Annotated in this window: 18 protein-coding genes, 1 tRNA gene and 1 pseudogene; 11 read left to right on the top strand and 9 right to left on the bottom strand. The window is 61.9% G+C overall.

What is annotated here, in order from left to right; genetic code table 11:
* Window positions 1-2 precede the first annotated feature (2 nt).
* Window positions 3-79 (top strand) — tRNA-Met (locus tag IB277_RS17320).
* A 72-nt stretch (window positions 80-151) separates the two neighbouring features.
* On the opposite strand, the pseudogene IB277_RS38080 reads toward IB277_RS17320, so the two are convergent.
* Window positions 152-259: pseudogene (locus tag IB277_RS38080) on the bottom strand (GNAT family N-acetyltransferase); the annotation flags it as partial.
* A 279-nt stretch (window positions 260-538) separates the two neighbouring features.
* Here IB277_RS38080 and IB277_RS17325 point away from each other — a divergent pair.
* On the top strand, window positions 539-1,621 hold the full coding sequence (locus tag IB277_RS17325) for a sensor histidine kinase (protein WP_110819337.1): 1,083 nt from the start codon (window positions 539-541) through the stop codon (window positions 1,619-1,621).
* A gap of 97 nt (window positions 1,622-1,718) precedes the next feature.
* On the opposite strand, the gene IB277_RS17330 is transcribed toward IB277_RS17325, so the two are convergent.
* Window positions 1,719-2,744, bottom strand: a complete 1,026-nt coding sequence (locus IB277_RS17330; protein WP_090298074.1) for a DUF2950 domain-containing protein — start codon at window positions 2,742-2,744, stop codon at window positions 1,719-1,721.
* Window positions 2,745-2,765: 21 nt separating this feature from the next.
* On the bottom strand, window positions 2,766-4,145 hold the full coding sequence (locus tag IB277_RS17335) for a DUF3300 domain-containing protein (protein ID WP_034787232.1): 1,380 nt from the start codon (window positions 4,143-4,145) through the stop codon (window positions 2,766-2,768).
* A gap of 314 nt (window positions 4,146-4,459) precedes the next feature.
* Between IB277_RS17335 and IB277_RS17340 the strand changes: the two genes are divergently transcribed.
* The gene (locus IB277_RS17340) at window positions 4,460-5,608 is read left to right on the top strand and encodes an AI-2E family transporter (RefSeq protein ID WP_192371326.1); all 1,149 of its coding nucleotides are present in this window, start codon (window positions 4,460-4,462) and stop codon (window positions 5,606-5,608) included.
* Here the strand turns inward: IB277_RS17340 and IB277_RS17345 are convergent, their stop codons facing one another.
* The gene (locus IB277_RS17345; protein WP_090298071.1) at window positions 5,609-7,375 is read right to left on the bottom strand and encodes a hypothetical protein; all 1,767 of its coding nucleotides are present in this window, start codon (window positions 7,373-7,375) and stop codon (window positions 5,609-5,611) included.
* A gap of 294 nt (window positions 7,376-7,669) precedes the next feature.
* Window positions 7,670-9,667, bottom strand: coding sequence for a bifunctional diguanylate cyclase/phosphodiesterase (locus IB277_RS17350; RefSeq protein ID WP_176960326.1), 1,998 nt, complete (start codon window positions 9,665-9,667; stop codon window positions 7,670-7,672).
* A 313-nt stretch (window positions 9,668-9,980) separates the two neighbouring features.
* Between IB277_RS17350 and IB277_RS17355 the strand changes: the two genes are divergently transcribed.
* Window positions 9,981-11,024 carry a class I SAM-dependent methyltransferase gene (locus tag IB277_RS17355; RefSeq protein WP_089044899.1) on the top strand — a complete coding sequence of 348 codons (1,044 nt, stop codon included), beginning with the start codon at window positions 9,981-9,983 and terminating at the stop codon, window positions 11,022-11,024.
* 99 nt (window positions 11,025-11,123) lie between these two features.
* Here the strand turns inward: IB277_RS17355 and IB277_RS17360 are convergent, their stop codons facing one another.
* Window positions 11,124-11,723, bottom strand: coding sequence for a TetR/AcrR family transcriptional regulator (locus IB277_RS17360; RefSeq protein ID WP_060581229.1), 600 nt, complete (start codon window positions 11,721-11,723; stop codon window positions 11,124-11,126).
* 270 nt (window positions 11,724-11,993) lie between these two features.
* On the opposite strand from IB277_RS17360, the gene IB277_RS17365 reads away from it, so the two are divergent.
* Window positions 11,994-13,151: an efflux RND transporter periplasmic adaptor subunit gene (locus IB277_RS17365; protein ID WP_162728813.1), complete on the top strand. Its 1,158-nt coding sequence runs from the start codon at window positions 11,994-11,996 to the stop codon at window positions 13,149-13,151.
* On the top strand, window positions 13,148-16,246 hold the full coding sequence (locus tag IB277_RS17370) for an efflux RND transporter permease subunit (RefSeq protein WP_090298064.1): 3,099 nt from the start codon (window positions 13,148-13,150) through the stop codon (window positions 16,244-16,246). Before IB277_RS17365 ends, IB277_RS17370 begins: the two co-directional genes overlap by 4 nt.
* Window positions 16,247-16,344: 98 nt before the next feature.
* Here the strand turns inward: IB277_RS17370 and IB277_RS17375 are convergent, their stop codons facing one another.
* The 3 genes from IB277_RS17375 to IB277_RS17385 are packed head-to-tail and all read right to left on the bottom strand — an operon-like array spanning window position 16,345 to window position 19,002.
* A complete protein-coding gene (locus IB277_RS17375; protein ID WP_060517449.1) occupies window positions 16,345-17,103 on the bottom strand; it encodes an ABC transporter ATP-binding protein in 759 nt (252 codons plus the stop codon).
* Complete coding sequence (locus IB277_RS17380) at window positions 17,100-18,068, bottom strand: iron chelate uptake ABC transporter family permease subunit (RefSeq protein ID WP_060517451.1); 969 nt, start codon at window positions 18,066-18,068, stop codon at window positions 17,100-17,102. Before IB277_RS17380 ends, IB277_RS17375 begins: the two co-directional genes overlap by 4 nt.
* Complete coding sequence (locus IB277_RS17385) at window positions 18,058-19,002, bottom strand: ABC transporter permease (protein ID WP_060604779.1); 945 nt, start codon at window positions 19,000-19,002, stop codon at window positions 18,058-18,060. The genes IB277_RS17380 and IB277_RS17385 overlap by 11 nt, the downstream gene beginning before the upstream one ends.
* A 252-nt stretch (window positions 19,003-19,254) precedes the next feature.
* Between IB277_RS17385 and IB277_RS17390 the strand changes: the two genes are divergently transcribed.
* The 5 genes from IB277_RS17390 (at window position 19,255) to IB277_RS17410 (ending at window position 26,623) form a co-directional block, all read left to right on the top strand.
* The gene (locus IB277_RS17390; protein WP_090298061.1) at window positions 19,255-20,184 is read left to right on the top strand and encodes a siderophore ABC transporter substrate-binding protein; all 930 of its coding nucleotides are present in this window, start codon (window positions 19,255-19,257) and stop codon (window positions 20,182-20,184) included.
* A gap of 1,111 nt (window positions 20,185-21,295) precedes the next feature.
* On the top strand, window positions 21,296-22,096 hold the full coding sequence (locus IB277_RS17395) for a response regulator transcription factor (RefSeq protein ID WP_060530574.1): 801 nt from the start codon (window positions 21,296-21,298) through the stop codon (window positions 22,094-22,096).
* A 540-nt stretch (window positions 22,097-22,636) separates the two neighbouring features.
* The gene (locus IB277_RS17400) at window positions 22,637-23,677 is read left to right on the top strand and encodes a UDP-glucuronic acid decarboxylase family protein (RefSeq protein ID WP_082566281.1); all 1,041 of its coding nucleotides are present in this window, start codon (window positions 22,637-22,639) and stop codon (window positions 23,675-23,677) included.
* Window position 23,678: 1 nt separating this feature from the next.
* Complete coding sequence (gene galE / locus IB277_RS17405) at window positions 23,679-24,662, top strand: UDP-glucose 4-epimerase GalE (protein ID WP_090298058.1); 984 nt, start codon at window positions 23,679-23,681, stop codon at window positions 24,660-24,662.
* Window positions 24,659-26,623 carry a glycosyltransferase family 2 protein gene (locus tag IB277_RS17410; RefSeq protein WP_090298055.1) on the top strand — a complete coding sequence of 655 codons (1,965 nt, stop codon included), beginning with the start codon at window positions 24,659-24,661 and terminating at the stop codon, window positions 26,621-26,623. Before galE ends, IB277_RS17410 begins: the two co-directional genes overlap by 4 nt.
* The last annotated feature ends 43 nt before the right edge of the window (window positions 26,624-26,666 follow it).

Consider the following 26,666-nt stretch of genomic DNA (forward strand, 5'->3'; position numbering starts at 1 on the left):
GGCGCGGGGTGGAGCAGCCCGGTAGCTCGTCAGGCTCATAACCTGAAGGCCGCAGGTTCAAATCCTGCCCCCGCAACCAAATCAAAAAAAGCCCGCATGGAGAAATCCAGCGGGCTTTTTGACGTTTAAACGGCGCGCACAGGGGCGACCCTCATCGGGTGGAAAGGGGCGGCGGCGGTGGCGGCGTCGTCGAGCCCGTACCCAGAGAGCGCTGGACCATGACGCTATCGGCCCAGCGCCCGTAACGATAAGCGACACCCGCGACATGCCATCACAATCTCCATGATCGCAGCCACGCCTGTTTCGTGGTCAAGCCCGTCCCTCAACGCACTCTCGCCCGACGCCTGCCGTCGTCGGTCCACGTGGCCTTTCCACGGGATCGAGCCATCTCCTCGACTTCCGCCGCAATCTTCGCGCGGAAAGACGGAACCGAGTGATCCTTTTAGTTGCTAAATTTCTTTATTTGCTTTTTCAAATAGCCGCCCCTCGTCATGCTGGCGCCTGGGGCTTGAACCCGAATTCAGCGCGACAGAATTTGATGAAGCACATCACCATTCCCACCGACAGTTTCCTGGACGGCAACCGGTTTCGCGTCGTCACCCTGCGGCTGGCACTGATCTACGCGGCGGCCGAATTCCTGATCAGCAGTCCCATCTGGCTCACGATCGGGGACAATCCGCTGAAACCCCTTCTCGGCAAGCTGGCGCTCGAAGCGGTCTTTGTCCTCGTCGCCATCCTCCTGGCGCAGCTTCTCAGCCGGATGCGGCGGCAGAGCTATGGCCGACAAATCGCGGCATGTCTGTTGTTGTCGCTGGTCAGCTCGCTCGGCATGTCGCTGCTGGACGCCTATCTCTACAGCCTGATCATGTTGCCCGTGGTCGTGCCGTTCAACATCATGGATTACGCCTATGCGGTCTGCTATCGCATGTCGATCTTCTTCGGCTGGTCATTTCTCTTCGTCGCGTTGCTCAATCACATGGACGTGCGCGACCGCGACCTGAAGCTGATCGCCTCACGCGAAGAGGCGCTCGCGGCGCAAATGCGCGCCCTGCAGTACCAGATCAACCCGCATTTCCTTTTCAACACGCTTAATTCCATCACCGGGCTTGTCGAGGAGGGGGCCTCCGAGCGGGCTGAACGGATGATCATGTCGCTTTCGGGCTTCCTGCGCTCGACGCTGCAGCTCGACCCCATGCGTGAGCTCAGGCTTGCCGACGAGATGGCGCTGCAGAAGGAATATCTCGAGATCGAAAAGGAGCGGTTTTCGGACCGGATGAGCGTTCGGATCGACATTCCCGGCGAACTCGAGGATGCGAAAGTTCCAAGTCTCATCCTGCAGCCTTTGGTCGAGAACGCGGTCAAACACGGCGTCGGTCGTTCCAGCAGCACAGTCGAAATCCTGATCCGCGCGGCAAGGCGCGGGGACAGGCTCAATCTGATCGTCGAAAACGATGTTGCCGCAGCGACTGCGGCGGGGATGACGCACGGGCTCGGCATCGGCCTTGCCAATGTGGCCCACCGCGTCAGGACCCATTTCCCGGAGGGAGCTTCGCTGACAGCAGGCCCGATCGAGCCGCGCAAATTCCGAGCCTCGCTCGATATGCCCTTGATACTTGTTTGAGGCAAAGGAAGAGGCTGGCGGACGGGCCGGCGAGGTTATTGTCTGACGCCGCCCGACCGGGCGGCGTTATCGTTCATGCCGATGGTAGCAATCCCCGTCAATCGTCGACGACGGACCACTTGTCGTCCGGATCGAAGCGGTCGATGAAGGGTACGATTGCTTCCGTGCTCGGCCCGAGGTCGCGCTCGTAGACGATGCCCTGCTGGTTGACGACGAAGGTCTTCACGCCCGTCTCCGCATAGGTGACCGGCCAGGCGATCAGCGCAAAGCCGCCGATCATGTTGCCGTTGATCACATAGTCGTAGCGACCGCCGGCAATGTTGTCGCCCTGCGAGGTCAGGATGCGGAAGCGGTAGCCGAAGTATCCTTCGCCAGCTTTTGCCTTTTCCAGGGCCGCTTCGCTGATCGAGTCTCCGACGGGGCTTTCGCCATCCCCCTGGTCGGCCGGCCAATAGAGACCGTCGGTCTGGCCGGGCGTGCTGATCAGCTTCTGGGCATATTCGAGCACGCCGTCGGAGTCGCGATCCTCAGAGGCGTATTCCTTCTGGGCATCGACATAGGCTTCGACCGTGTCGATCGCCTGCAACTCGTTCTCGCCGACGCGACGATTGACGATCTCTTCGAGTCCGACATAGGTATCGAAGGCCCATTTGCCGTCATCGCCCTTGGTGAGCGGGAAGGGCAAGGGCCAGAGCCGGTCGCCGATCTGAAGGATCTTGCGGCCCTCCAGATCGCGAACGACGACATTGCGGGCTGCCCCTTCGCGGATAAGAGCGAACGTATCCTTCACCCCTTCGCTGTCTTTCAGCTTCTCCGCATTCAGCCCCAAAAGTTTTGCGAGGCCGTCGAAATCATCCGCGGCCAGCCTGGCCTTGAATTCGCCGATGGCTTTGTCCGGATCGTCGAAGACCGGCGGGTCTTCTGCGGCGGCATAGGCATCCAGCCCACCCACCATCTGGTCCGCCGGCGGCTGATCGGCCGACGGTTGGTCTCCCGCAGGCTGATCGCCGGCAGCTTGATCGGCAGGCGGTTTGTCCTGCGAATAGGCGGAGCCGATCGGCGTCGCTACCAGAACCAGCGCCATCGCTGATCCCAGGAGAAGGGAATTGAAGAGCTTTGTCATGGTCGTTCTCCTGTGATCCGATCAACGTCTGCGGCCGCCGCCGCCGCGTCCGCCACCGCCACGGTGCATCGGCGGCCGGCCGCCACCACGGCTCATCTGTGGCCGCCCACCGCCGCGATGACCACCGCCAAGGCTTTGCCCGCCGCGGCGTGACGAAGCGACCTCACGCCGTCCGGAATTGACATTGCCAAGGCCCGATGGCTTCTTCGGCCGGTTCTGCGCCTTTGCCGCCATCTTCTTCTTGCCACCGCTGCGGTTGACCTGTGACGGCTTGTTGCCCGGGCGATTGATGCTCGGCTTTCCGTCCCCAGCGCGGGCCTTGGCGATCGCCTGACCGCCACCGCCGCCGCCGGGCCGAGCTGCCGGTCTCTGCTGCGCTTTCAGCCCGTCGAGCGTGCTCTTGCGCACATCCCTGATCTGGCCGCCGCCACCTCCGCCGGGCCGTGCGTTCGGCCGGTCGCGATTGATCTCGGCGGCGCGGTTGCGCAGGTTGTTGTTGCCGTTCGCCTTGATGTTGTTCTTGATGCTGTTTCGGTCGAAATGCTGAAGCTGGTCACGATTGAAGTTGATCTTGCTGCGATCGACATTCTTCCAGTCGACGTCGTTCCACTTCACCTTGCCGTTGATGTTGTTGAAGCAGTTGTTGCAGTCGATGTCCATGTCGCCGCCGTTCCAGCGGCCACCCCAGACACCCCAATCGTCCCAGTCGACGATCGCGGCGAAGGCCGCACCCGTGACCGCACCGGCGAAGAAGGCCGCACCCGGATACCAGTAGGCGGGATAGGGCTCGTCATAGTAGCCGATCGGCGCCGGTGCATAGTTCGGCTCGTAGAGCATCTCCGGCGGATACTGCGGCACATAGATGGTTTCCGGATTGGCCGCCTGGATGACGACGTTGTCGCCTTCCTGGACCACCTTTACCTTGTCGTCGGTCTTGATGATGTTCTTGGCGACCGCCTCGTCACGCAGTTGCTGGATGGCCATCAGCACGTCTTTCTGCTGATTGGCGATCGCATCGCCGAAAGACTGCGTCCACTCGAGATCCTCGCTCATCATCTTGACGATCTGGGGGTAGTTCAGCAGCGATATGATGCTGCCGTCCCAGTCGTCTTTCGGCTTCATGTCGGGTTTCTTCTCGCGAGCCTCAAGAAACCGTTCTGCCTCGACGATCTGCAAAGGATAGAGTGCGGCGGCGGAAATGAGCGCCACCAACTCGTCCGGGTAAAGCGCGATGCGCGCCACCAGCACCTCGAGCTCATCGTCGCTGAGCGGCTCGGGTGCTGTCTGTTGTTCCTGAGCAGCCGGTGCGGCTGCCGTCTGCTGTGCAAGAACCGCCGTGACGGGTGTTGTTATCAAAACCGCGATTGCGCTGCCGAGCGCGATGATCGTCTTTTTGATCATCTATCCAGCCTCCCTCGTGTATTGGGCAATGGCACGGGCGCTTGGACTGGCGCGCGGGACAGCCCCCTGTCGACGCTTCTTGTTCTGCAATTTCAAGCTGATCGCGCAGCAGTCTCTGACCACAGCCGTCATCAGTCAATGGAATCTCTAGAGGAGGCCGGCGGATCGGGAAGCCCGGCAGGCGTATTCTACTGTATGTTACTGCCCCACGGTTGCCGTGGGCGTGCCATCCACGTGACGGTAGAGCTTGCAAGGTGCCGGCGAGCATAGAGCTGCGGGTGTCGGCTGTTTCGCGTCAGGGGGAAGGGGCTAGCATGGACGAGGATCCTTCCCGATCGAATGTGGTCCGCAACGGAACGAACGGGTCGCCTTCCATCGAGGCGAAGATCACGGATATCGCCCGGATCGGCATCGTCGGGCTTCTGGCCTACTGGTCTCTGACGCTGATCGCACCCTTCGCGATCATTCTGATATGGGCGGCAATCCTCGCGGTGGCGCTCTTTCCAGCCTATGCCCGGCTGGGACGCCTGCTCGGCTCGCGGCGCCTTGCCTCATTCCTGATCACGCTGATATGCCTCGCCGTCATCGTCGCCCCACTGACTGCGATCGCGGTCAGCTTTGCCGAAGGGTTGCAGGCGCTGCTTGCCAGGCTTGCCGACGGTTCGCTGAGCGTACCGGTCCCGCCGGAATATATCCGCACGTGGCCTGTCGTCGGCGAGCGCATACATGCGGTCTGGAGCATGGCGTCGGGCAATATCGAAGCACTGCTGAGCAAGATCGAACCGGCGCTGATGCAAGCCGGCACCAAGGTTCTCGGCAAGGTCGCGAGCGTCGGCGCCGAGGTCCTAAGTTTCGTGGTCTCGGTGTTGATCGCAGGTTTTCTCTTCGGTTCGGCGGAGCGGCTGGCGGAAATGGCACAGCGCTTTGCCGGCAGGATCGGCGGCCAGCGGGGCATCGGTTTCCTCAAACTGGCGACGGCGACGATCCGCAACGTGGCGCGCGGCGTCATCGGCGTGGCGCTGCTACAGGCATTTCTGTGCGGACTGGTGCTCAGCCTGTTCGATGTTCCGGCGCCTGGCGCGATTGCCTTCGTCGTGCTGATCCTCTGCATCATCCAGATCGGCCCCGCGCTGGTATTGCTGCCCGTCATGATCTGGGCCTGGTTCACCATGGATTTCGGTCCGGCGCTGTTGCTGACGATTCTGTTGATCCCGCTGTTCGTCATCGACAATGTGATGAAGCCGATCCTGGTGGCACGCGGGCTGTCGACGCCGACGCTGGTGATCCTGCTCGGGGTGCTTGGCGGCACGCTGTCCTATGGCCTGATCGGTCTTTTTCTCGGGCCGATCGTGCTGAGTGTCGCGCATGATCTGCTGATGGTCTGGGCGCGCTCTGATGCGGCGCCAGAGAAGGCGGCTGCACCCGCCGTCGGTGACGGCGAGCTTGAACCCGGCAATATCTGATCAGCGTATCGCGCTGGTGGTACCTGCCTGCTGATACTCCGCTTCGGGCACAGCAACGCCGGCGGCGCGCAGGCCGTCGAACAGTCGGTGCTGATCCTCGGGACGGTGAAACTGAAGGGCAATCGCTTGTCCGAGGTCACCGAGGAATGCCGGCGCGTTGGTCTCGAACCACTTTCGCTCCTCACGCGCCTGGTCCGTCTTGCCGAGCTTTCCGAGAATCGCAAGCAGCAGGACCCGGTCGGCCGGGTTGGCGCCCGGATTGGCGAGGCGCGCCCACCGTTCGGCGGCGACATAGTCGCCGGCGAAATAGGCGCAGCTTGCCAACCCCCTTTCGAAAACGCCAGTCTGGCCGAGGTTGCGTTCGGTGGCGTCCGACAGGAGCTTGCAGCCCGCATCCCATTGGCCCGACTGCGCGAGCCGGAGGCCGTATGCGCCGGCAAGTTCGGTGTCGTTGGGATTGATGGCAAGCGCGCGGGCGCCGACGGCGAGGGCAGCATCGACTTCGCCGCGAGCGAAGAGGACGAGCATCTGTGCTTCGAGGGCGCGAACGTCGAAGGGGGCAAGATCGACGGCGTGCGCCGCCGCTTCGCCAGCCTGTTCCAGCAGCCCTGCTGAGGCCGAGGGATCGAGGCCATTGCTCAGCGCATCTATATAGCTCATCGACAGAAGCGCCCAGGCGGTGGTGTAGGTCGGGAATTGCCGGGTCGCGCGCTGCAGGCACTCCTCGGCGGAGCGACGGGATTGCGGATCGATGTCGCCGCGATGGTCGTAGTAGGTGAGGGAGCAGGCATAGGCCTGCCAGCCCTCGGGAACCGAACGCCTGAGTTCGGCTGCGCTTGCCTGGAAGATGGCGCCATAGGGCTCTGCCACCGCGCTCGAGACCGCGGCCGCCGTCCTTGCCTGCTGATCGATGACGTCGCCGGACTGCAGTCGTTCGTCGTAGGTGTTCGCCCAGACGACCGCCCCGTCGGATCGCTGGATGAGCCTCACGACCAGCCGCAGCCGCTCTGCCTCGAGCCTTACCCGTCCTTCAAGCGCATAGGTTTGATCGGCCGATGTCCGTAATGGATCGCTGACCATGACCGGTACGATCTCCTTGAATTTGGCGAGGTTGCTTACGACTTCGTCCGTCAGCCCCTGCGCCATCATCGCCGATTGCCGCGTCCCCGAGATGTCCTCGAAAGGCGTGACGATCACCTTCGGAATATTTGGCCGACTGGCCGCCGTACTGTTGTCACCGGAAAGAAGCAGCAAGCCGGCCGACAGACCGGCGAGGCCACAGACAAGCGCCGCAGCGCCAAGCAGGATGCGGCGGCGATGACGCCAGCCGACCGGCGCGGCTTCGGACGGTGGCATTCCGCTTTCTCTAACGGCTGCTGGCTGCTTTTCGGCTCGTCTTTCGAAGGTCGGCACATAGGCGCCCTTCGGCATCCGGATCACGATCGGGTCGCTGCGTCCGGCGACGAGGTAATAGCGTTCGAGTGCCCGACGAATGCGGCCCGCCTCGATCCGAACGGCGGGATCCGTTTGCGGGTCGAAGGAGGAATCCCGGCCGAAAACCTCGGTGGCAATGGAATAGGCCTTGATGCGGTCGCCGCGCCCGGCCAGTGTTTCCTCGATGACATAGGCCAGGAATTTACGGTCGCGGTCTGGAGCATCGAATTCGGCGCTCAGGCGAATGCGCTCAAGCTGTGCCAGAACCTCCACGCTGCTGGGCGGAGATATGGTCGGTTCGACGCCGACGTCCTGCTGGTCCCCGATGGCCATCACGCGCCTCCATGGGCACAATGTGAGATTGTATCCGGCGGCAGTGTAGTCTCCCGTATCCTACGCACCGGTTCGGTCGGAGCGCAACATTTATTCGCGTCGGGCCTCACGTTCCCTGCCGAGGTTGCGCCGGCGGGCGCTGACGATGCCGAGGACGCGGGGCGCGGCCGGGCGTTTCGCTCGCCGATGTCATTGATCAGCGCCGAACGGGAAGCGGCAGCGGCATTCCCGTTCGCCGATACCGGTTTGCCTTCTGTCGACCGCAAATCGTGGCAAATGAAGTCGACAAGGCTTCTAGTTACGGACGCCGTTTCGAAGCGGGAGGCGTGGCTTGTCGGTGGGCGTGCGGAACATGTCCGCTGGCGCCGGGCGTCCGACGTGGAAACCCTGGACGTGATCGATCCGAAAGCGCCGCATCAGGGCCAGTTGCTCGTCGGTCTCCACGCCCTCGATCAGGATCTTGTGGCCGCGGTTGCGCACGAGCCCGATGATGTCCTGCAGCATCGCGCGGCCCTTCGGCGTGGCGCAATCGTGCAGGAACGACCGGTCGATCTTCACCGTGTCGAAATCGATCAGGCGCAGCCAGGAGAGGCCGGCGAAGCCGGTTCCAAAATCGTCCAGCCAGATGCGGATGCCAAGGGTCTCCAGGTCGCTGATGCAGCGCAGGATGCCCGAGTGCATCTCCATCTCCAGCCCTTCGGTGATCTCGAAGGCGAGCCGGCTTCCGGCAACCCCGGTTTCTCCCAGGATCGCCGCGACCGAGGTCGCAAAGCCCGGCGTCTTCAGCTGGATCGGCGAGACATTGACGCTGACCAAGGGAACGTGATTGTCGACAAGCAGTTCGCGGCACACGGTCTTTATCGCCCAGCGGCCGAGATCGAGAATGGCGCCGGTCCGCTCGGCGACCGGAATGAACAGGCTTGGCGGAACCGAGGTGCCATCCAGCATCGTCAGGCGCATCAGCGCCTCGACGGCATCGACCTCGCCGGTCGTCACGCTCGTGATCGGCTGGTAGACGAGGGATACCAGGTTCTGGTCGACGGCGATCTTCAGGAGGGCTGCGATGTTCTCGCTCTCGTCGCTGCTCTGCGGATCGTTCGGATCGAACAGCTTCGAGCAGTTTCGCCCGCTCGCCTTGGCGGCGTAAAGCGCGCGGTCGGCCTCGTGGATGATTTTCTCGAGCTTGGCGCCGGTGTGATTGCGGGTGAAGGCGGCGCCGACGCTGACGGTGACGATGGACACGCCGTCGCGTCGCTGCTCGTGGATCAGCCCCATGCTTTCAACCGTGCGGCAGATGACCTCCGCAAGCTCGGCCGCCTGCTCGCGCGTATCCAGGCGAGCAAGGACGATGAACTCCTCGCCGCCGTAGCGGCCGATCGAGCCGTGATAGTTCCTGATCGCTTCGCCGAGCGCATTGGCCACGAGAATGAGGCAGCGGTCGCCCTCCTGGTGGCCGTAGCAGTCGTTGTATTTCTTGAAGAAATCGACATCGATCAGCATGGCGGTGAAGTTCTTGCCGAGCTTCTGCCAATCGTTCCAGTAGTCGCGCAGCTGCTGATCGATGGCGCGGCGGTTGTCGAGACCGGTCAGCGGATCGGTGTTGGACAGCCGCAGAAGCGCCATTCCCCGCTCGGAAGCTTCGTTCTGCTGGATCTTCGCCTCGAAGGCGTTGAGGAAAACCTTGTAGCGCTCGCGGTTGAGCTTCCAGTTCACATAGGAGGTGAAGACGAAGCAGGAGACGTAGAACGTTCCGAAGGCGATCAGGTAGGCCGGATCGTGTTCGGAGAAGAACGACAGCGCGATGAAAAACGTCACCAGCACGATGCTGGAGGCGACCACCGAGAGGCGGAACCGTAAGCTGAAGAAGAGATTGGCGCCCATCATGAAGATGGCGCCGAAGATCATGTAGTAGGACATGCTGCTCGTATCGGCCGTCATCATCGCCGGAACAAGCCAGCCTATGTAGCCGAAGACGAGGGCTGCGGCGCAGGTGCCGTCGAGCCATTTGGTCTGGGCCTTCAGCCGAAACAGGATCTCGAAGGTCAGAAGCGAGCCGATGCCGACAAAGAGGCGCGAGACGATCGTGTAGAAGGCGACGTCGGGGACGAGCAGGATGTCCGGGATGAAGAAGAGCAGGTAGACGACGACGGCAACCCACAGCCCCTGCCGGGTCGAGGCGCGCCGGCCAGCCTCGCCCTCCATGCGATAGAGGGTCTGAAGCTCAGCCAGGTGCGGCCTGTGCGGCTGCTTGTGTAGGTCGATGTCAACTACGTCGGCCAACGTGTGCTTCATGCACTGATCCATCGCGCTGCGTCACGGTCAACGGAAATCTGTCGTCGCTTTTCCATCAATGGACGTTGTTTCGGACACTCCTTGCGTGTTCGCCGCGGCCCATCTGCAACAAGGGCGGGAAACGCTGCGAGGCATGATAGGAGGTGTCCATTAAGTTTTGTTAAATTAATGGGTCAGGGCATCTGCGAATCGGTATCACCCAAAGGGGTGAGCTCCGAGTATTTACCTTATTATATACAAAAACTTGCATTCCGAGCCGTAATGCGCGCATCTTCGCGACTATTGTTAACAAAGCTTTAACGGATGGTCTCGCGTGCGCCAATTTCAGACTGTTTTCGACGGTCAGAGCCTCATTACTCCCAAGGCAATGGCTGATGAGTTCGTTTCGCCCCGCGGCGAACGACATGACGAACAGCTCTCGACCGCCAAGGCCGAGCTCGCATTGATTCTCAGGGTCGCTCAGGAACAATTCATTCAAGGAACAGATGCGTCGAAAATTATCGACCGGCTCGCGGCCTCCCTCCACCAGACCCGTGCCAAATACCACCCGAGCGTGTGGCAGGAGCTAATCCCGATTGCCCAGGATCACCCGGTTTCGGAGTACTTCCTGCAGGATCCGTTCACCCGGTGGTCGTTCGACAAGCCCAGGGGATATTCGGGTGACGCGCAGTTGCTCGACTTCATCTACGGCCATGCGAGCGTTGCCGGCGAAATCGAGCAGGCGTCCCCGGTCGGGCGCGCCCTTTACGACTACACGAAGGACGCTTCGTCCTCGGTGGCGGTGCGCGAGCGCCGCGATATCCTCACGCGCCACGTCGACGAGATCGCGGCGAGCCGGGGTTCCGAGGCGGAGATCCTGACGATTGCCGCGGGTCATCTGCGGGAAGCCAACCGCTCCAAAGCGCTCGAGGAACGCCGCATCAAGCGTTGGGTGGCGCTCGATCAGGATCCTCTCAGTGTCGGATCGATCAGCCGCGATTTCTCCGGCACGGCGATCGAAGCGGTCGACGGTTCCGTTCGCAGCCTGCTCGGCCGCGACCAGAAGCTCGGCACGTTCGACTTCATCTATGCGGCTGGTCTCTACGACTATCTCGCCGACAAGGTGGCCATCAAGCTGACGCATCGCTGCCTGCAGATGCTGAAGCCGAACGGCGTCTTCCTTTTTGCCAACTTCGCCCAGGACATCGGTGTCGACGGTTACATGGAGACCTTCATGAACTGGGCCTTGCTGCTGCGTTCCGAAGTGGACATGTGGAACATCATCCACAAGAGTGCCGGGAAGTCTGCGATCGACGCGCGCGTCTTCTTCGGTGCCAACCGCAACATCGTCTACGGCGTCATCCAGAAGCATTCCTGAGATTGCTTCGACGAACTGCCTCGGCTTCAAGCCGAGGCGGGCCGGCAACCGGAGACCGCAGGGTGCCGAAGGGCCGCTGCGGTTTCGTATTTCTCACGCTCAGTCTTGCGTGCGCAGAAAGCGGCTCAACAGGCGGTGTAGCAGCACGCCTTCCTCCTTCGGCTTGAAGCCGGGATCGACCGCGACCCTGCTGAAGATGCCGTCGATGATCGCGGCGATCCAGCGGGCAGCACCTTGCGCGTCGAGGGTCCTGTCGATCTGGTTTCGGCTGGCGGCGTTGCGCAGGAGTGCCACGAGCGCCGACTGGAGTTCCGCGTCGTTCGTCGCCGCGAGCGTCCCGATGCGCTCGTCACGCATCGCTTCGGCGGCGATTTCGAGCGCGAGGCTCGAATAGGCAGGATCGCCCGCGAGTTCGAGAACGCTATCCATAAAGCCCAGCAAGGCGGCGAACAGATCCTCCTCTTCGCCCAGCTTTCGGAAAATCTCCGCCGTTTCTTGACGTTCCTCTTCCACGATCGCCGCGATGATGGTGTGCTTGGTCGGAAAATAATGGAAAAGATTTCCCGGGCTCATGCCTGCCTCGGCGCAGATCTCGGCCGTCGACGTGCCGTGAAAACCCTTGCGCGAAAAGCAGGCGATTGCCGCATCGAGAATCAGCCGACGCCTGGCCGCATGTTTTTCGGGGTCGATCTTGCGCATCGCCGGTTCTCCTTGCATGCCGTTCAATTATTAGATCAATCACTCTGATTTCGGTGGACAGACGATCGGTGTCAAGGCCGCCGGCCGTTTGCACGATCTCCGCCATCTTCCCGCAATGCTCGTGTGTGATCTGCCTTACAATTGTCGCGTTTGATGAATTCTATTGTTAGATTGAATGATCTAATAAATTATCGACGCCCTTTGCCCGACCCGGGATCCGGTATCGCAGGCGCATCACGCCGCCGGCCCCGCCAATGGAAAGCCAATGAAATGAGACGTACAGTTGAGTTGAACGTCGCTCTCGCAGCGTTGCTTGTGATTGCTGCGGCTGCTGGTCCGGCGCGCGCCTCGGGGGAGGCCGCCGCCTCCGTTCCCGCCCCGTCTGCCACCCGCACGGTAACGACGCTCGTTGCCGACAGCCGCCCACAGCAATGGACACGCTCCTTTGCCGGCATCTTCGTTGCCCGCGAGGAGATTGCCGTCGGCACAACCTTGACTGACCAGCGTATCGCCAGTGTCGAGGTCGAGATCGGCGATCGGGTAGCCGCGGGGCAGGTGCTCGCCCGGCTGGAAACCGACATGCTGGAGAACCTGCTGCGCGAGGCCAAGGGCCGCGTCGCGCGCGCCAGTGCAGCGATGGCGCGGGAGGAAGAGACGGTCACGCAGGAACAGCGAAAACTCGCGCGCGCCCGCCAGTTGAGCCACCTTCAGGCCGCGACCATTCTCGAGGAACGCGTCTCCGCGCTCGCCCTTGCCGAACAGGCTGTCGAGGTCGCGCGGGCCGATTACGACCAGGCGGAAGCGCTTGAGGCCGAGGCGCGCCGTAGGCTCGATCGTGCCGTGATCGTGGCACCTGCCGACGGGATCGTTTCGGAACGGCTGGCGCGCGCCGGTGCGCTTGCGGGCTCAGACCCGCTGCTCAAGCTCATTCGCGGTGGCGAAATCGAGTTTGCGGCCGAGGTGCCGGAAACCGAACTGCCGTTGCTCGCGGTCGGCCAGACCGTGAAGGTCAAGCTTTCGGGCCGAGCCGACTGGCTCCAGGGGCATGTGCGGGTAATCAACCCGAAGATCGACCGCGAGACCCGCCTCGGCACCGCGCAAGTCACGCTGTCCACCGAGCGCCCGCCTTTCGCGGGAACGTTCGGCCGGGCGGAGATCGTGGTGGGCGAACGCAAGGCGATCATGGTCGACGATTCCGCCCTGCTTTTCGGTGCGCCGGATGGCGCCGTCTCGGTCTTCGTCGTCGATGGGGGCCAGGTCGTGCGCAAGTCGGTCAAGCCGGGCATGCGCCAGGGCGGCAAGGTGGAGATTACCTCGGGCCTTTCGACCGGCGAACGGGTCGTCCTTAAATCCGGGGCGTCGCTGCGCGAAGGCGAAGCGGTCGCAACGAAAGACGTCCAGCCGACGCAGACGGGCGACCAGCAATGACGAGCAACATTTCCGCCTGGGCGATCCGCAAGCCGGTTCCGACGATCGTTCTCTTCGTCGTGCTGACGCTGATGGGGATCGCCTCGTTTCTGAGGCTGCCGGTCAACGCCAATCCGAGCGTATCCTTCCCGATCGTGACGGTGACGATCACGCAACCGAGCGCACAGCCGGGCGAAATGGAAACGCAGGTGACGCGCCGCGTCGAAGGGGTCGCCTCCGGCCTTGTCGGGGTCAGTCACATCCGCTCGACCATTACCGACGGCGTCTCCACGACCACGGTCGAATTCAAGATCGGCACGGATCCGGACCGGGCGGCAAACGACGTGCGCGAGGCCGTGGCGCAGATCCGCGCCGACCTGCCGCAATCCATTCAGGAGCCGATCGTCTCGCGCCTCGACGTCGACGGTAGCGCCATCGTCTACTACGCCGTGCGGGCGCCCCACATGTCGGAAGTGGAGCTGTCCTGGTTCGTCGATGACACGATCACCAGCGAACTGCTGACACTGCCCGGCGTGCAGAAGGTGCAACGCCTCGGCGGAGTCAGCCGCGAAGTGCGCGTTTCGCTCGATCCCGAACGGCTGCTGGCGCTTGGCGTAACGGCCGACCAGGTGAACACGGCGCTCAGGGAAATCAACATCAACATCCCGAGCGGTCGCGGCGAAATCGGCGGGCGCGAGCAGTCGATCCGCACCGTCGGCAGTGCCGGCTCGGTGGACGAGCTCCGGCAGCTTTCGATCCCGCTTGCAGGCGGCCGCTGGCTGCAGCTCTCCGACATCGCGACGATCGAGGACACTTCGTCCGAGCCGCGCAGCTTTGCCCATTTCGATGGCGAACCGATCGTGAGCTTCTCGGTTTCGCGCAGCAAGGGAGCGAGCGACACGGTCGTTGCCGAGCGCGTCATCGAGCGGCTGAAGGAAATCCAGGCGCGCACCCCCGGCGTCGAGATGACCGAGCTGATCTCTCTCGTCGAGTATACGCAGGAGAGCTACGATGCGGCCGTCACGGCTTTGATCGAAGGCGCACTTTTGACCATCGTCGTCGTCTTCGCCTTCCTGCGAAACTGGCGGGCGACGCTGATCTCGGCGCTTGCCATGCCGCTTTCCATCCTGCCGACCTTCGCGGTGATGGACCTGCTCGGCTTCACGCTCAACGGCATCAGCCTTCTGGCCCTGACGCTGGTCATCGGCATTCTCGTCGACGATGCGATCGTCGAAATCGAGAATATCGAGCGGCATGTCGACATGGGCAAGCGGCCGTTCATCGCGGCTATCGATGCGGCCGATGCGATCGGCCTTGCGATCGTCGCAACGACGCTGACGATCGTCGCCGTCTTTGCGCCGGTGAGCTTCATCGGTGGTGCGGTCGGGCAATATTTCAAGCAGTTCGGCCTGACCGTCGCGATCGCCGTTCTGTTCTCGTTGCTGGTGGCACGCCTGCTGACGCCGCTGATGGCGGCCTATCTGTTGCGGCCGAAACCTGGTCACGGCCATGCCGTCAAGCCGTCGCGCATCAGCGATGCCTATCGCAGCATGCTCGGCTGGACCCTCGATCACCGCAAGACCGCGCTTTCGATGGTCGCGCTGATCTTCGTCGGCTCGATCGCGCTTTTGAGCATGCTGCCGACGGGTTTCATGCCGACGAGCGACAGCAACGTCTCGCAGCTCAAGATCACGCTGCCGCCCGGCACGAGGCTCCAGGAAACCGCGCGCATTTCCGACGATCTGGTGGCCAAGCTCAAGGAACGCAAGGAAGTCGAGAACGTTCTGGCGACGACCGACAGTCTCAACGAGGTATCGCTGCGCATCAAGCTCAAGCCGCGCAAGGAGCGTGAACTCGACCGCAAGTCCTTCGAACTGTCGTTGCGGCCCCTGCTGGCGGAGACCCCCGACATCCAGGCAACCTTCTCCTCGACCGAAGGCGCGAAGGACCTCTCCATCTACCTGACGGGCGATGACCCGGAAACGTTGATGGCTTCGGTGCGGCGTCTGGAAAACGAGATGCGTGCACTCCCCGGGCTGATCAGCGTTCGGTCGACCGAGCCGCTGCTTTCGCCCGAGCTTCTGGTCAAGCCGCGCTTCGACGAGGCGGCAAGGCTCGGCGTGTCGGTGACCTCGATCGGCACCGTCGCCCGTATCGCGACGATGGGCGACAGCGAGAGCAACTCCGCGCGGTTCAACCTCGGTAACCGCCAGGTGCCGATCCGGGTGATGCTCGACCGGTCGGCCCGCGGCGATTTCGACACCTTGCGCAATCTGCGGGTGGGCACGAATGCGGGTGCCCTGGTGCCGTTGACGTCCGTCGCCAACGTCTCCTTCGGTGCCGAGGAAAGCAGCGTCGAGCGTCTCGATCGCAAGCGTCTGATCGCCGTCGAGGCAAACCTCAACGGCATGACACTCGGCACGGCCTTCGAGGCGATTTCGGCATTGCCGGCCATGAAGGAACTGCCCGCGGGCGTGACGCAGGCCAACTATGGCGACGCGGAATACATGTCGGAGATGTTCCGCAACTTCGCCCTGGCGCTGCTTGCCGGCATCCTGATGGTCGTGGCGGTTCTGATCCTGCTGTTCAAGGATTTCCTGCAGCCGGTGACCATCCTCGTTGCCCTGCCGTTGTCGATCGGCGGCGCGGCGCTGGCTTTGATCCTGTTCGGTGCGGCACTCGACCTTTCGTCGATGATCGGGATCCTGATGCTGATGGGGATCGTCTGCAAGAACTCGATCCTGCTGGTCGACTATGCGATCGAGTGCCGCAACGACGGTGCCGACCGGCGCACGGCGCTGCTGACGGCGGGCGTCACCCGCGCGCGGCCGATCATCATGACGACGATCGCCATGGTGGCGGGCATGGTCCCGGCAGTCATCGGCGTCGGCGCCGGTGCCGCCTTCCGCGCGCCGATGGCGGTTGCGGTGATCGGCGGCCTGATCACCTCGACGATGCTGAGCCTTGTCTTCGTGCCGGTGATGTTCACCGTGATGGACGACATCAACACGAAGATGGGCCGCTGGCTGAAGCGCTTCTCCTCCGTGACGGACGAGGACCACGCGGCGGATGCGGCCCGGATCGGCAAGGAGGGCGCACCCGGCGCGGCCGGATAGCGTCCGCCCTGTTCCCGGCATGATCATTGTCGAAGCGCGCTGCATGGGTGTCCGTGCAGCGCGCTTCGCGCATTCGGGCCAAGGCGTATGTCTGCGTTCTAGTCGAAATAGTTGACGAGGCGCGTGTCGCCGACGGCATGGACGCGGCAGTCGACATCGAAGATCGCCTGCAACCGCGACGGCACGATCATGTCTTGCGGCGGTCCCTCGAAGGCGAGGCGGCCGCCCTGCATGGCGACGATGCGGTCGGAATAGGCGGAGGCGAAGTTGATGTCGTGCAGCACGACGACCACCGTCTTGGCGAAATCGTCGGCCAGCCGGCGCAGGAGCTTCATCGTCTCGACCGCATGCTTGATGTCGAGATTGTTGAGCGGCTCGTCGAACAGCATGTAGTCGGTGTCCTGGCACAGCACCATGGCGATGAAGGCGCGCTGGCGCTGGCCGCCGGAGAGTTCGTCGAGAAAGCGGTTCTGGTAGGGTTCGAGCCCGAGATAGGCGATCGATCGGTCGATATGCTCCGCATCGGCCGCGGTCACCCGTCCCTTGGAATAGGGATAGCGGCCGAAGGCGACGAGGTCGCGCACGCTCAGGCGCGCGCTGATGTGGTTGTCCTGGCGCATGATCGACAGCCGCCGGGCAAGCACGTCGCCGGCGGCGCGGCTGACGTCGAGGCCGTCGACCAGCACCTTGCCCGTATCCATCGGCATCAGCCGGCTGACGATCGACAAAAGCGTCGACTTGCCGGCGCCATTTGGGCCGATGATCGAAGTCAGGCCGCCTGCGGGTAGCGTCAGCGACACCCGGTCGACGACCGCGGTGCCGCCATAGGATTTCGTTACCTCTTGGATCTCGATCATCGCGCGGAGCCTCGGACGAGCAGGAAGATGAAGACTAGGCCACCGAAGAATTCGATGACGATGCTGAGCGCCGTGTTGAAGGAAAACAGCCGCTCGAGGATGACCTGGCCGCCGACGAGCGTCGCGACCGCGATAAAGACTGCGACCGGCAGGACGAAGCGGTGGCTGGCGGTGGGTGACAGCTGCCAGGCGAGACTTGCAACGAGCAGACCGAAGAAGGTGACCGGCCCGACGAGCGCGGTGGAGACCGAGACCAGCACGGCGATCAGCACCAGGAGAAGCGTCACCACGCGCTGATGGTCGACGCCAAGCCCGATCGCCGCCTCGCGCCCGAGCGAGAGCACGTCGAAGGTGGGCGACAACCGCCACAGGACGAAGGTCACGGCGAGGGTGGCTGCGGCGGCAATACCGAGCAGGTTGGCATCGATACTGTTGAAGCTCGCAAACAACCTGTCCTGCAGGACGATGAAGTCGTTGGGGTCGAGAATGCGCTGCAGGAACGAGGAGAGGCTGCGGAACAGGCCCCCGAGAATGACGCCGACCAGCATCAGGAGATGCAGGCTACGGCTGCCGCCGGAAAAGAGGGCGCGGAACAGGAGCAGCGACAGGCCGACCATCACGGTCGTTTCGAGCGTGAACTGCATCTGCGGGTTCATGCTTGCCGCGCCGGCGGCGCCGAGGAAGAACACCATGACCGTCTGCAGCAGCGTGTACATGGCGTCGAAACCGATGATCGACGGCGTCAGAACGCGGTTACCGGAAATTGTCTGGAACAGCACCGTCGAGACGGCGATCGCGTAGGCGACCAGCACCATGCCGAGAAGCTTTGTGCCGCGGAAAGAGAGGATGAAGCTCCAGCTTCCCTTCGCGCCGATGGTCATGAAGGCGATCATCGACAGCAGCGCCAGCGCAGCGGACGCAAGAAGGACGGTCGACGGAGAGATCCGCTTGGCATCAGCCTGCATGGGACCGCCTCGAAAGCAGGAGATAAAGGAAGACGAGGCTGCCGATCACGCCCATGACCGTGCCCACCGGCACCTCGTAGGGCGCAATCACCATTCGCCCGACGATGTCGCAGGCGAGAACAAGCCCAGCGCCGGAGATGGCGACCACCGGCAATGTGCGCCTGAGATTGTCGCCAAGGGTCAGGCTGACGATATTGGGAACGACGAGGCCGAGGAACGGGATCATACCGACGGTCGCAACCACCGTCGCCGTGACCATGGAGACGATGGCAAGTCCGAGGGTGACCACCTTGTCGTAGTCGAGCCCGACATTGCGGGCGATCGCCTCGCCCATGCCAATGACGGTGAAGCGCGCGGCGGTCGCGTAGGCGACCAGCGTCAGCGCGAAACCGATCCACAGCAGCTCGTAGCGTCCGCGAAGGACGACCGAGAAATCGCCGGACATCCAGGCGCCCATCGACTGCATCAGGTCGTAGCGATAGGCGATGAAGGTGGTAACGGCGTTGACCACGCCGCCGAGCATGAGGCCGATCAGCGGCACCATCAGCGCCGAGCGCAGCGGAACGCGGCGCAGGATCTGCAGGAACAGGGCGGTTCCGGCAAGCGCGGTCAGGGTGGCGAAGGCCATCTTGCCTGCCACCGGCAGGCCCGGCGCGATCAGCATGGCCAGAAGCATTCCGAGGGCGGCGGATTCGGCGGTGCCGGCGGTCGACGGCTCGACGAAGCGGTTGCGCGCCAGCATCTGCATGATCGTGCCGGACACTGCGAGGCCGGCGCCTGCGAGCATCAGCGCCAGTGTGCGTGGCAGGCGGCTTTCGACGACCAGAAGCCAGCCGCGGCCGTCGTCGCTGGCCGCAAGACTGCCGACACCGGTAAAGACGCTGACGGCGGCAAGCAACAGGACGACCGGGATAGCGAACAGGACCGGCCTCATGGTTGCGTCACGCTCCAGCTGCTTTTCGTTCTGATCACCGCTCTCGTATCCGTGGCTGCATTTTTCCATCGACCGCCGCAACGAACCCCTGAGGCTTGCGGCCGTGAGGAGGTGCTCGATCGAAGGCTCGCCTTAGTCATATATATGATCGGCTTCGTCAAGTTTTGTGAGGCGGGAATGACGCGGAATGCGCGCATTGCCCTCCTGGCAAAATCGCGCTAGGGAGGAGGAGAAAACATGAGGTAAATAGTCATGAATATATCTCCCTTCTCTAATGGTTTGCGCGGACTGCTCGTCGCGGCCATGATGACGGTTGGCGGCGCATCGGTGGCGACGGCCGAAACCCTGAAGATCGAACACAGCAGCGGCGTCACCGAGGTGGAGAAAAACCCGAAGACCGTGCTGGTCTATGATTTCGGTATGTTGGAAACGCTGGATATGCTCGGCGTCCCCGTCGCCGGCGTCCCCGGATCGGCCGTCCCGCCGTCGCTCGAAAAGTACAAGGCCGACACCTATGCGAAGATCGGCACGCTGTTTGAACCCGACTTCGAGGCGATCAATGCGGCGGAGCCCAACCTCGTCATCGTCGGCGGGCGGTCGCAGGCGAAATATGCTGAAGTCGCCAAACTGGCACCGACGATCGACCTGACCTCGGACGACAAGGATCTGATCGGCAGCGTCAAGAAGAATGCAGAGATCCTCGGCGAGATTTTCGGCAAAGAAGCCGAGATCAAGGCAAGCATCGCCAAGCTCGATTCCTCGATCGAGGCGCTGCGTGGCCTTGCTGCGGAACGTGGAACGGGTCTCATCCTGCTGACGACCGGCGGAAAGATCAGCGCCTATGGCAAGGGATCGCGCTTCGGCGCGTTGCATGACGTCTTCGGGATCAAGCCGGCCGATCCCGAGCTGCAGGTCGCGACCCACGGCCAGGCGGTTTCCTACGAGTACATTCTCGAAACCAACCCCGACTGGATCTTCGTCGTCGATCGCGATGCAGCCATCGGCCAGCAGGCACAGCCGGCGGCCGCCCTGCTCGACAACGAACTCGTGCGGCAGACCAAGGCCTGGAAGGACGGACACGTCGTTTATCTCGACTCCGCCAAGCTTTACCTCACGGCATCGGGCCTGAAGTCGCAACAGGACATTGTCGATCAGCTGGCGCAGGCGCTGAGCAAGAAGTGATCGCAGCGGCGAGCCGCCTTGCGGTGTCGCCGCGTGGTGCCCGATTGCATCATTGGGTGACAGGCAGCGCGCCGCTTTCCAGGCGCGCTGGTCATGGCTGCCTCTTTCGGCGTTGCCTGACGTCGCCGGGCGCGGTTTTCGTTGCTGGAGCGGATTTCGGAAAAAGGGGAGGCCAACACCAAATACCCTTAACTCTTACGGTATTTTTCCGGTGTTGGCTCCGTTTGGAAGAACGATAATATCTTGATTTAGAGATTTTCGCTTTTTTGCTAAATTTATTTTAGTTTTTACTTTTTTATATAATTTATGCCCGGATTTAGGTCCGGTTTGTATGTTGACTTGCTTTACGCTTACTCGGTGGAACGCTGACGCTACTCTCCGGAGGTCGAGGCTTCTCACGGCTGGAAGCGCTTGGTGGCGCTCAGCCGGTCCCTTTTGATCTTCCGGAACGAACGCTTAATTTGACACCAAATCGCGTGGCGCGGAAGATACCAATTCTAGTTAGTGGTTTGTAATTACTGACACTTTCTCGCCTAGCCATCGACCGCAAGCCATTGGCGCAGCGAGGAAATCCCCTGCTTTTTCAGGGGCATCTGCCGACCGGTGCCTCCGCGCTTTCCACGCTTTGCGCTTGGCTTCGGGCTATCGTCGACAGCAGCGGACGGGCCTCCTAGTACCAACTAAGTATTCCTGCGTATATCGGAGCGGAAGAGGGGGGTTAAGCGCGGCTGCACGAGGCCGCTTAACTAATCCATTTATCGCGCGCCGTCGGGTCCGTCTTGGCAGAAATGCATAGGACGCTCGCTCTGCTGGGGGTATCCTAGAGGCTTGTTTTTGAGAGCGTTCCGCGTCTTGGTAAACAGAACGTTAGCAATATAACCCAAAGATGGTTCGATTTATAACGATTTAAGTGCCCTTCCGGCGCTTCTCTAATCCTTTTGGGCTGTTTCGTTGCGGAGATCTTTACGTTACATTAGCTATCGCGAATTTTATCGCGCAGGAATAATCGTGACGCATAAGTGGTTCCGAATAAATTTTTTGAAAGTGGGGCGTGCCCACGGCCAGACCGGGGCACCCATAAAAATAAATGGAAAAATCCTAGGAGGGCGTAATGTATCCTGGAAGCTCCAACGTGGGTGATTTTGAAGATAACAACAAGGCTTTGTCACAAAAGAAAAAAATCGTAATGCTCGCCAAGATCGACCTGTTCGCCGAATGCCTGATGCAGGCCGTCGGGTCCAGGTTTCAAGGGCACGATATCGTCAGCTTCTCCGATCCCGACAATCTGCTTGACGGTAGTCTCGTCGATGTCACGCTGATCATGCTGTACCGGATGCCTCCCAAGTCCTTTCCGGCTATCTTGCGGACCATTCACGAGTTCCACCCGCGGGCATCGATTGGCCTGGTGGTGGAGAATGCCGAGGAACTCGATCCGTCGATTGCCGGCTTCGTCGAAGAGCGCCTCATCCATGGCGTCCTGCCGTTGAACCTCAATCTGGATGTCTGCCTTGCGGCCATCGACTTACTGATGAAGGGCGGCGAACATTTCCCGGCGGCTCTGCTGCGGCGGCTTTCTCCCGAGCCTTTCGCGGCGAACAGCCTTTATGGCCGGCGCGGGGAGGCCCCGGGCCAGACGACCGTTTCGGGAACAGGACGGCGCAAGCGCGATGCTGGCCCCGATGGCCTGACGACACGCGAGGTCCAGATCCTCGATCTGATCTGCAAGGGCACGCAGAACAAGATCATCGCGGACCGGCTCGGGCTGTCGGAAAATACCGTCAAGGTTCACGTCCGCAACATCTATAAGAAGATGAACGTTCGCAACCGTACGGAAGCGGCGTCTCGATACTTCACCAACGATGCGGCGACGGAGCGCAACGGCGACGTCCTCCTGTCGCGTTGGAAGAACTAGGCGCGACGTAAGGCAGACATTTATCTGCTTGAGGGCTTGGCCGTCGTCGAAGGCGTGCCAAGTTCTATTCGGCCCCAGGTGCGTTCTCCTGGGGCTGATTCCCGAAATCAAATGCTACTTTGAGCCTGCCCCGGCGATTGGCCGGGCGGTCCCGCTGTGGCATGTCTCCTCGACAGGTGCGTGAAAGCTCGAAAGATCACACCGAAATTTACCCTAGAATATACTGGTAAATATTTCGTTACTTTTGGCCTGGATTGGCTGAAATGTAATCACATATGATTATGTCAATAGTAATTTGTTGTAATTTTGGATTATTTACTGGAAATAAATTCCATACATATTGACTGGACGGTTCGTATTTGATAATTAGCTAATATTGAAATTGAGAATCTAAAAAATATTGATTGAAATTGAATAGTTTATTTTTTGTCGGGTTGTGCGTGTCGTTGTAATAAAGAGAATATTTTTATTATCTATTGCGCTCGCATCCCGTCTCCAAATCACCAACGAAAATGGTGAGTTTAATAATTGGAGGTGCGCATGCGAAAGGTCGTCACGGGACCGCTGTCCGTGGTTGGACAGCGGGAGTTTCTTAAGAAGATCGCAGGAATACCGAAGAGAATACTAGTAACGGGTGGAAGTGGTTTTCTCGGATCTCATATTTGCGAAAGACTTATTTCCCTGGGTCATACGGTCATCTGTCTTGACAACTTTTCGACCGGCCGGCGCGAAAATCTCTCTCATCTGGCGCAGGACCCCCATCTCCACATCATCGATCACGACGTTCGAAAGCCCTACCTGATCGATGCCGATGTCATCTTCAACTTTGCCTCCCCCGCGTCACCACCGGACTATCAGGCGGACCCGGTCGGGACATTGATGACGAACGTTCTCGGCGCGCTGCATGCGCTCGAAAACGCCAAGGCCACTGGCGCCACCGTCATCCAGTCCTCGACTTCGGAAGTCTATGGCGATCCGCTGACCAGTCCGCAGCGGGAAACCTATTTCGGCAACGTCAACACGATCGGGCCGCGAGCCTGCTATGACGAAGGCAAACGGTCGGCCGAGACGCTGTTCTTCGACTACCACCGGACCTACGGCGTGAAGATCAAGGTCGCGCGTATCTTCAACACCTACGGTCCGCGCATGCGGCCCGACGACGGGCGGGTGATATCGAACTTCGTCGTCCAAGCCCTGCAGGGCAAGGACCTGACGATCTATGGTGACGGGCACCAGACCCGGTCCTTCTGCTATGTCGACGACCTGATCGACGGTTTCCTCCGTCTTTCGGTCTCGGCCGACCCGTGCACCGGTCCGATCAATCTCGGCAATCCCGGAGAGTTCACGGTTCTCGAGCTCGCGCGAATGGTGCTTTCGATGACGGGCTCGCGTTCGCGCATCGTGCATCTGGCGGCGGCCACCGACGATCCTCGCCAGCGGCGACCCGATATCACCCAGGCGCGTGGTGAACTCGCATGGGAGCCGAAGGTGATGCTGCGCGAAGGCCTTGAGCGCACGATCGCCCATTTCGACGAGCGCCTCAGTGCGGCCGGTCGCGCAGTGGCCGGAGAGGCGGTATGACATGTCTCGCGTCGCACTGGTCACCGGCGGAGCCGGCTTCATAGGCAGCCACACCTGCAAGCGTCTGGCTGAGCAGGGCATCGTTCCCGTCGTCTACGACAATCTCTCGACGGGGCATCGATCCAACGTGAAATGGGGCCCCCTCGTGGAGGGGGCGATCGAGGACAAGGAACGGTTGGCGGCGGCAATCCGGACCCATTCGCCCGAATGCCTCATCCACTTTGCCGCATCCGCCTATGTCGGGGAATCGGTCGAGGATCCGGGAAAATACTACACCAACAATGTTGCCGGCAGCATCGCGCTTCTGGAAGCCTGCCGGGCGACCGGACTTGGACGCATCGTCTTTTCCAGCTCGTGCGCCACCTACGGCATCCCGCCGCAGCTGCCGATTACCGAGGACATGGTTCAGCTGCCGATCAATCCCTATGGCCGCACCAAGCTGATGATCGAACTGATGCTTGGCGACTATGCCCGTGCCTACGGCATCCGCTCGGTGGCGCTGCGCTACTTCAATGCGGCCGGCGCCGATCCGGAAGGGCAGCTGACCGAAAAACACGATCCGGAAACGCATCTCATTCCCCGTGCGCTGATGGCGGCGGCCGGGCGGATCGACAGGCTCGATGTCTTCGGCGACGACTATGCGACACCGGATGGCACCTGCATCCGCGACTACATCCACGTGACCGATCTTGCCGACGCGCATGTGGCGGCGGTGAACTATCTGCGCGACGGCGGCGAGGTGTTGCACGCCAATCTCGGTTCTGGCCATGGGACGTCGGTCCGGCAGGTGCTGTCGGCCATCGACCGGGTCACCGGTCGGCCGGTCCCGGTGCAGATGCTGCCGCGCCGGCCCGGCGACCCGCCGGTTCTCTATGCCGACACGAACTGGGCGCGCCAGAGGCTGGGTTTCCGTCCGCAGCTTTCGGACATCGACACGATCATCGCGACGGCCGCGCCGAGCTTCGGCCTGGAGGTGCGCTCATGAACTGGTCGCTGGAAACCGCGAAACCGGATGAGACGATCGCCTTCGGGCAGAGCCGGAAGGCCGCTTCGGCGCCCGCCGCCCTGTTTTCGGGCCGGCTGCGACTGCTCCATGTCCTCGGCATTGCCGCATGGTTTGGCGCCCTCCTGTATTTCTGGCAGTGGTGGCTTGATCCCGCCCACGTCGTCGACTGGCCGTCCTATGTGCTGATCACGGTGGTCGTCGGATGGATCACGCTGCTGCCGGTCTATTTCATCGTGATCTTTTCCGGCGCGAAGGTTATGGCGGCAAGCGCCGTCCGGGTGCCGCAGGGGCGGGTCGCGATGGTGGTGACCAAGGCGCCTTCGGAACCCTTTTCGGTGGTGCGCAAGACGCTGCTCGCCATGCTCGACCAGACCGGCTGCGAATTCGACGTGTGGCTCGCAGACGAAGATCCGTCACCGGACACGATTGCCTGGTGCGCGGCGCGCGGGGTGATGATCTCCACGCGAAAGGGCGTCGCAGACTACCATCGCTCTTCCTGGCCGCGCCGGACCCGGTGCAAGGAGGGAAACCTCGCCTATTTCTACGATCACTATGGCTACGAGCGCTACGATTTCGTCGCCCAGTTCGATGCCGATCATGTGCCGGAAACCACCTATCTCGTCGAGGTGCTGCGCCCGTTCAACGACCCGTCGGTCGGTTATGTCTCGGCGCCGAGCATCTGCGATGCCAACGCCGCCACCAGCTGGGCAGCGCGCGGGAGGCTCCACGCGGAGGCCAGCATGCACGGCTCGCTGCAGGCCGGCTACAACAACGGCTGGGCGCCGCTGTGCATCGGTTCGCACTATGCCGTTCGGACCAAGGCCCTGAAGCAGATCGGTGGGCTTGGGCCCGAACTTGCCGAAGACCATTCGACAACGCTGATCATGAATGCCCATGGCTGGCGCGGCGTGCATGCGCTGAACGCGATCGCCCATGGCGACGGACCGGCCAATTTCGCCGATCTCGTGGTTCAGGAGTTCCAATGGTCGCGAAGCCTCGTCACGATCCTGTTGAAATACTCGCCGGTCTACGTGCCGAAGCTGTCGCCGCGGCTGAAGTTCCAGTTCCTGTTCTCGCAGCTCTGGTATCCGCTGTTTTCGTCGTTCATGGCGCTGATGTTCCTGATGCCGATCGTGGCGCTCGTCTCCGGTCGGACCTTCGTCGCCGTCACCTATCCGGAATTTCTGCTGCATTTCGCGCCGCTCTCGTTGGTGCTGATCGCGCTTGCCTATTTCTGGCGCTCGACGGGCACGTTCCGGCCCTATGACGCACGCGTCCTGAGCTGGGAAGGCACGCTGTTCCTGTTTGCACGCTGGCCCTGGTCGCTGCTCGGTTGCCTTGCGGCGGTGCGCGATCATCTGACGGGCTCCTTCGTCGACTTCCGCATCACGCCGAAGGGTGGCGGTGCCGCCGCGCCTTTGCCGCTGCGGGTGCTGATGCCCTATCTGGTGCTCGCCTTGGCATCGGCTCTGGTCGCCAGGGGTATCTCCGATGCCGGCACGGCGCGCGGGTTTTATGTCTTCGCCGGCATCAACGCGCTCATCTATGCGGGGTTGGTGGCGGTGATCCTCATTTGCCACGCACGCGAAAACCGGTTGGCCCTGATCCCGCGGTCGACGATGACGGCGGCGACGGCCGGGTGCCTGGTGCTGGTCTCGGTGCTCTCGGCTCAATCGGCCGTGCGCCATGGGGCCGAGGCAACCCAGGCGCTGTCGCACGGCCTGCAGTTCGTGAGCTTCACCGAAACGAGATACACGGTCGCCGGTGCCGGCAGCGGCACCAATCTCAAAACCGTTCGCTTCCGCCTGAAATGGAGAGGGTTTTCACAGCCATCCGACGGGCAGGCGCGCGGCGAAATCAGTGCATCGAATATCAGCCAACAAAGTAACAGGGAAACGATAACGACCAGGAAGGTCGGTCGGTTTCATGTGCCGTCATGACGACGGCAAGCAGTCGAGTGTGTGTGGTCTCCAATGCGAGGAG

Origin of the sequence: Ensifer sp. ENS07 (genome assembly GCF_014852185.1) — a bacterium.
GTDB classification, from domain to species: Bacteria; Pseudomonadota; Alphaproteobacteria; order Rhizobiales; family Rhizobiaceae; genus Ensifer; species Ensifer adhaerens.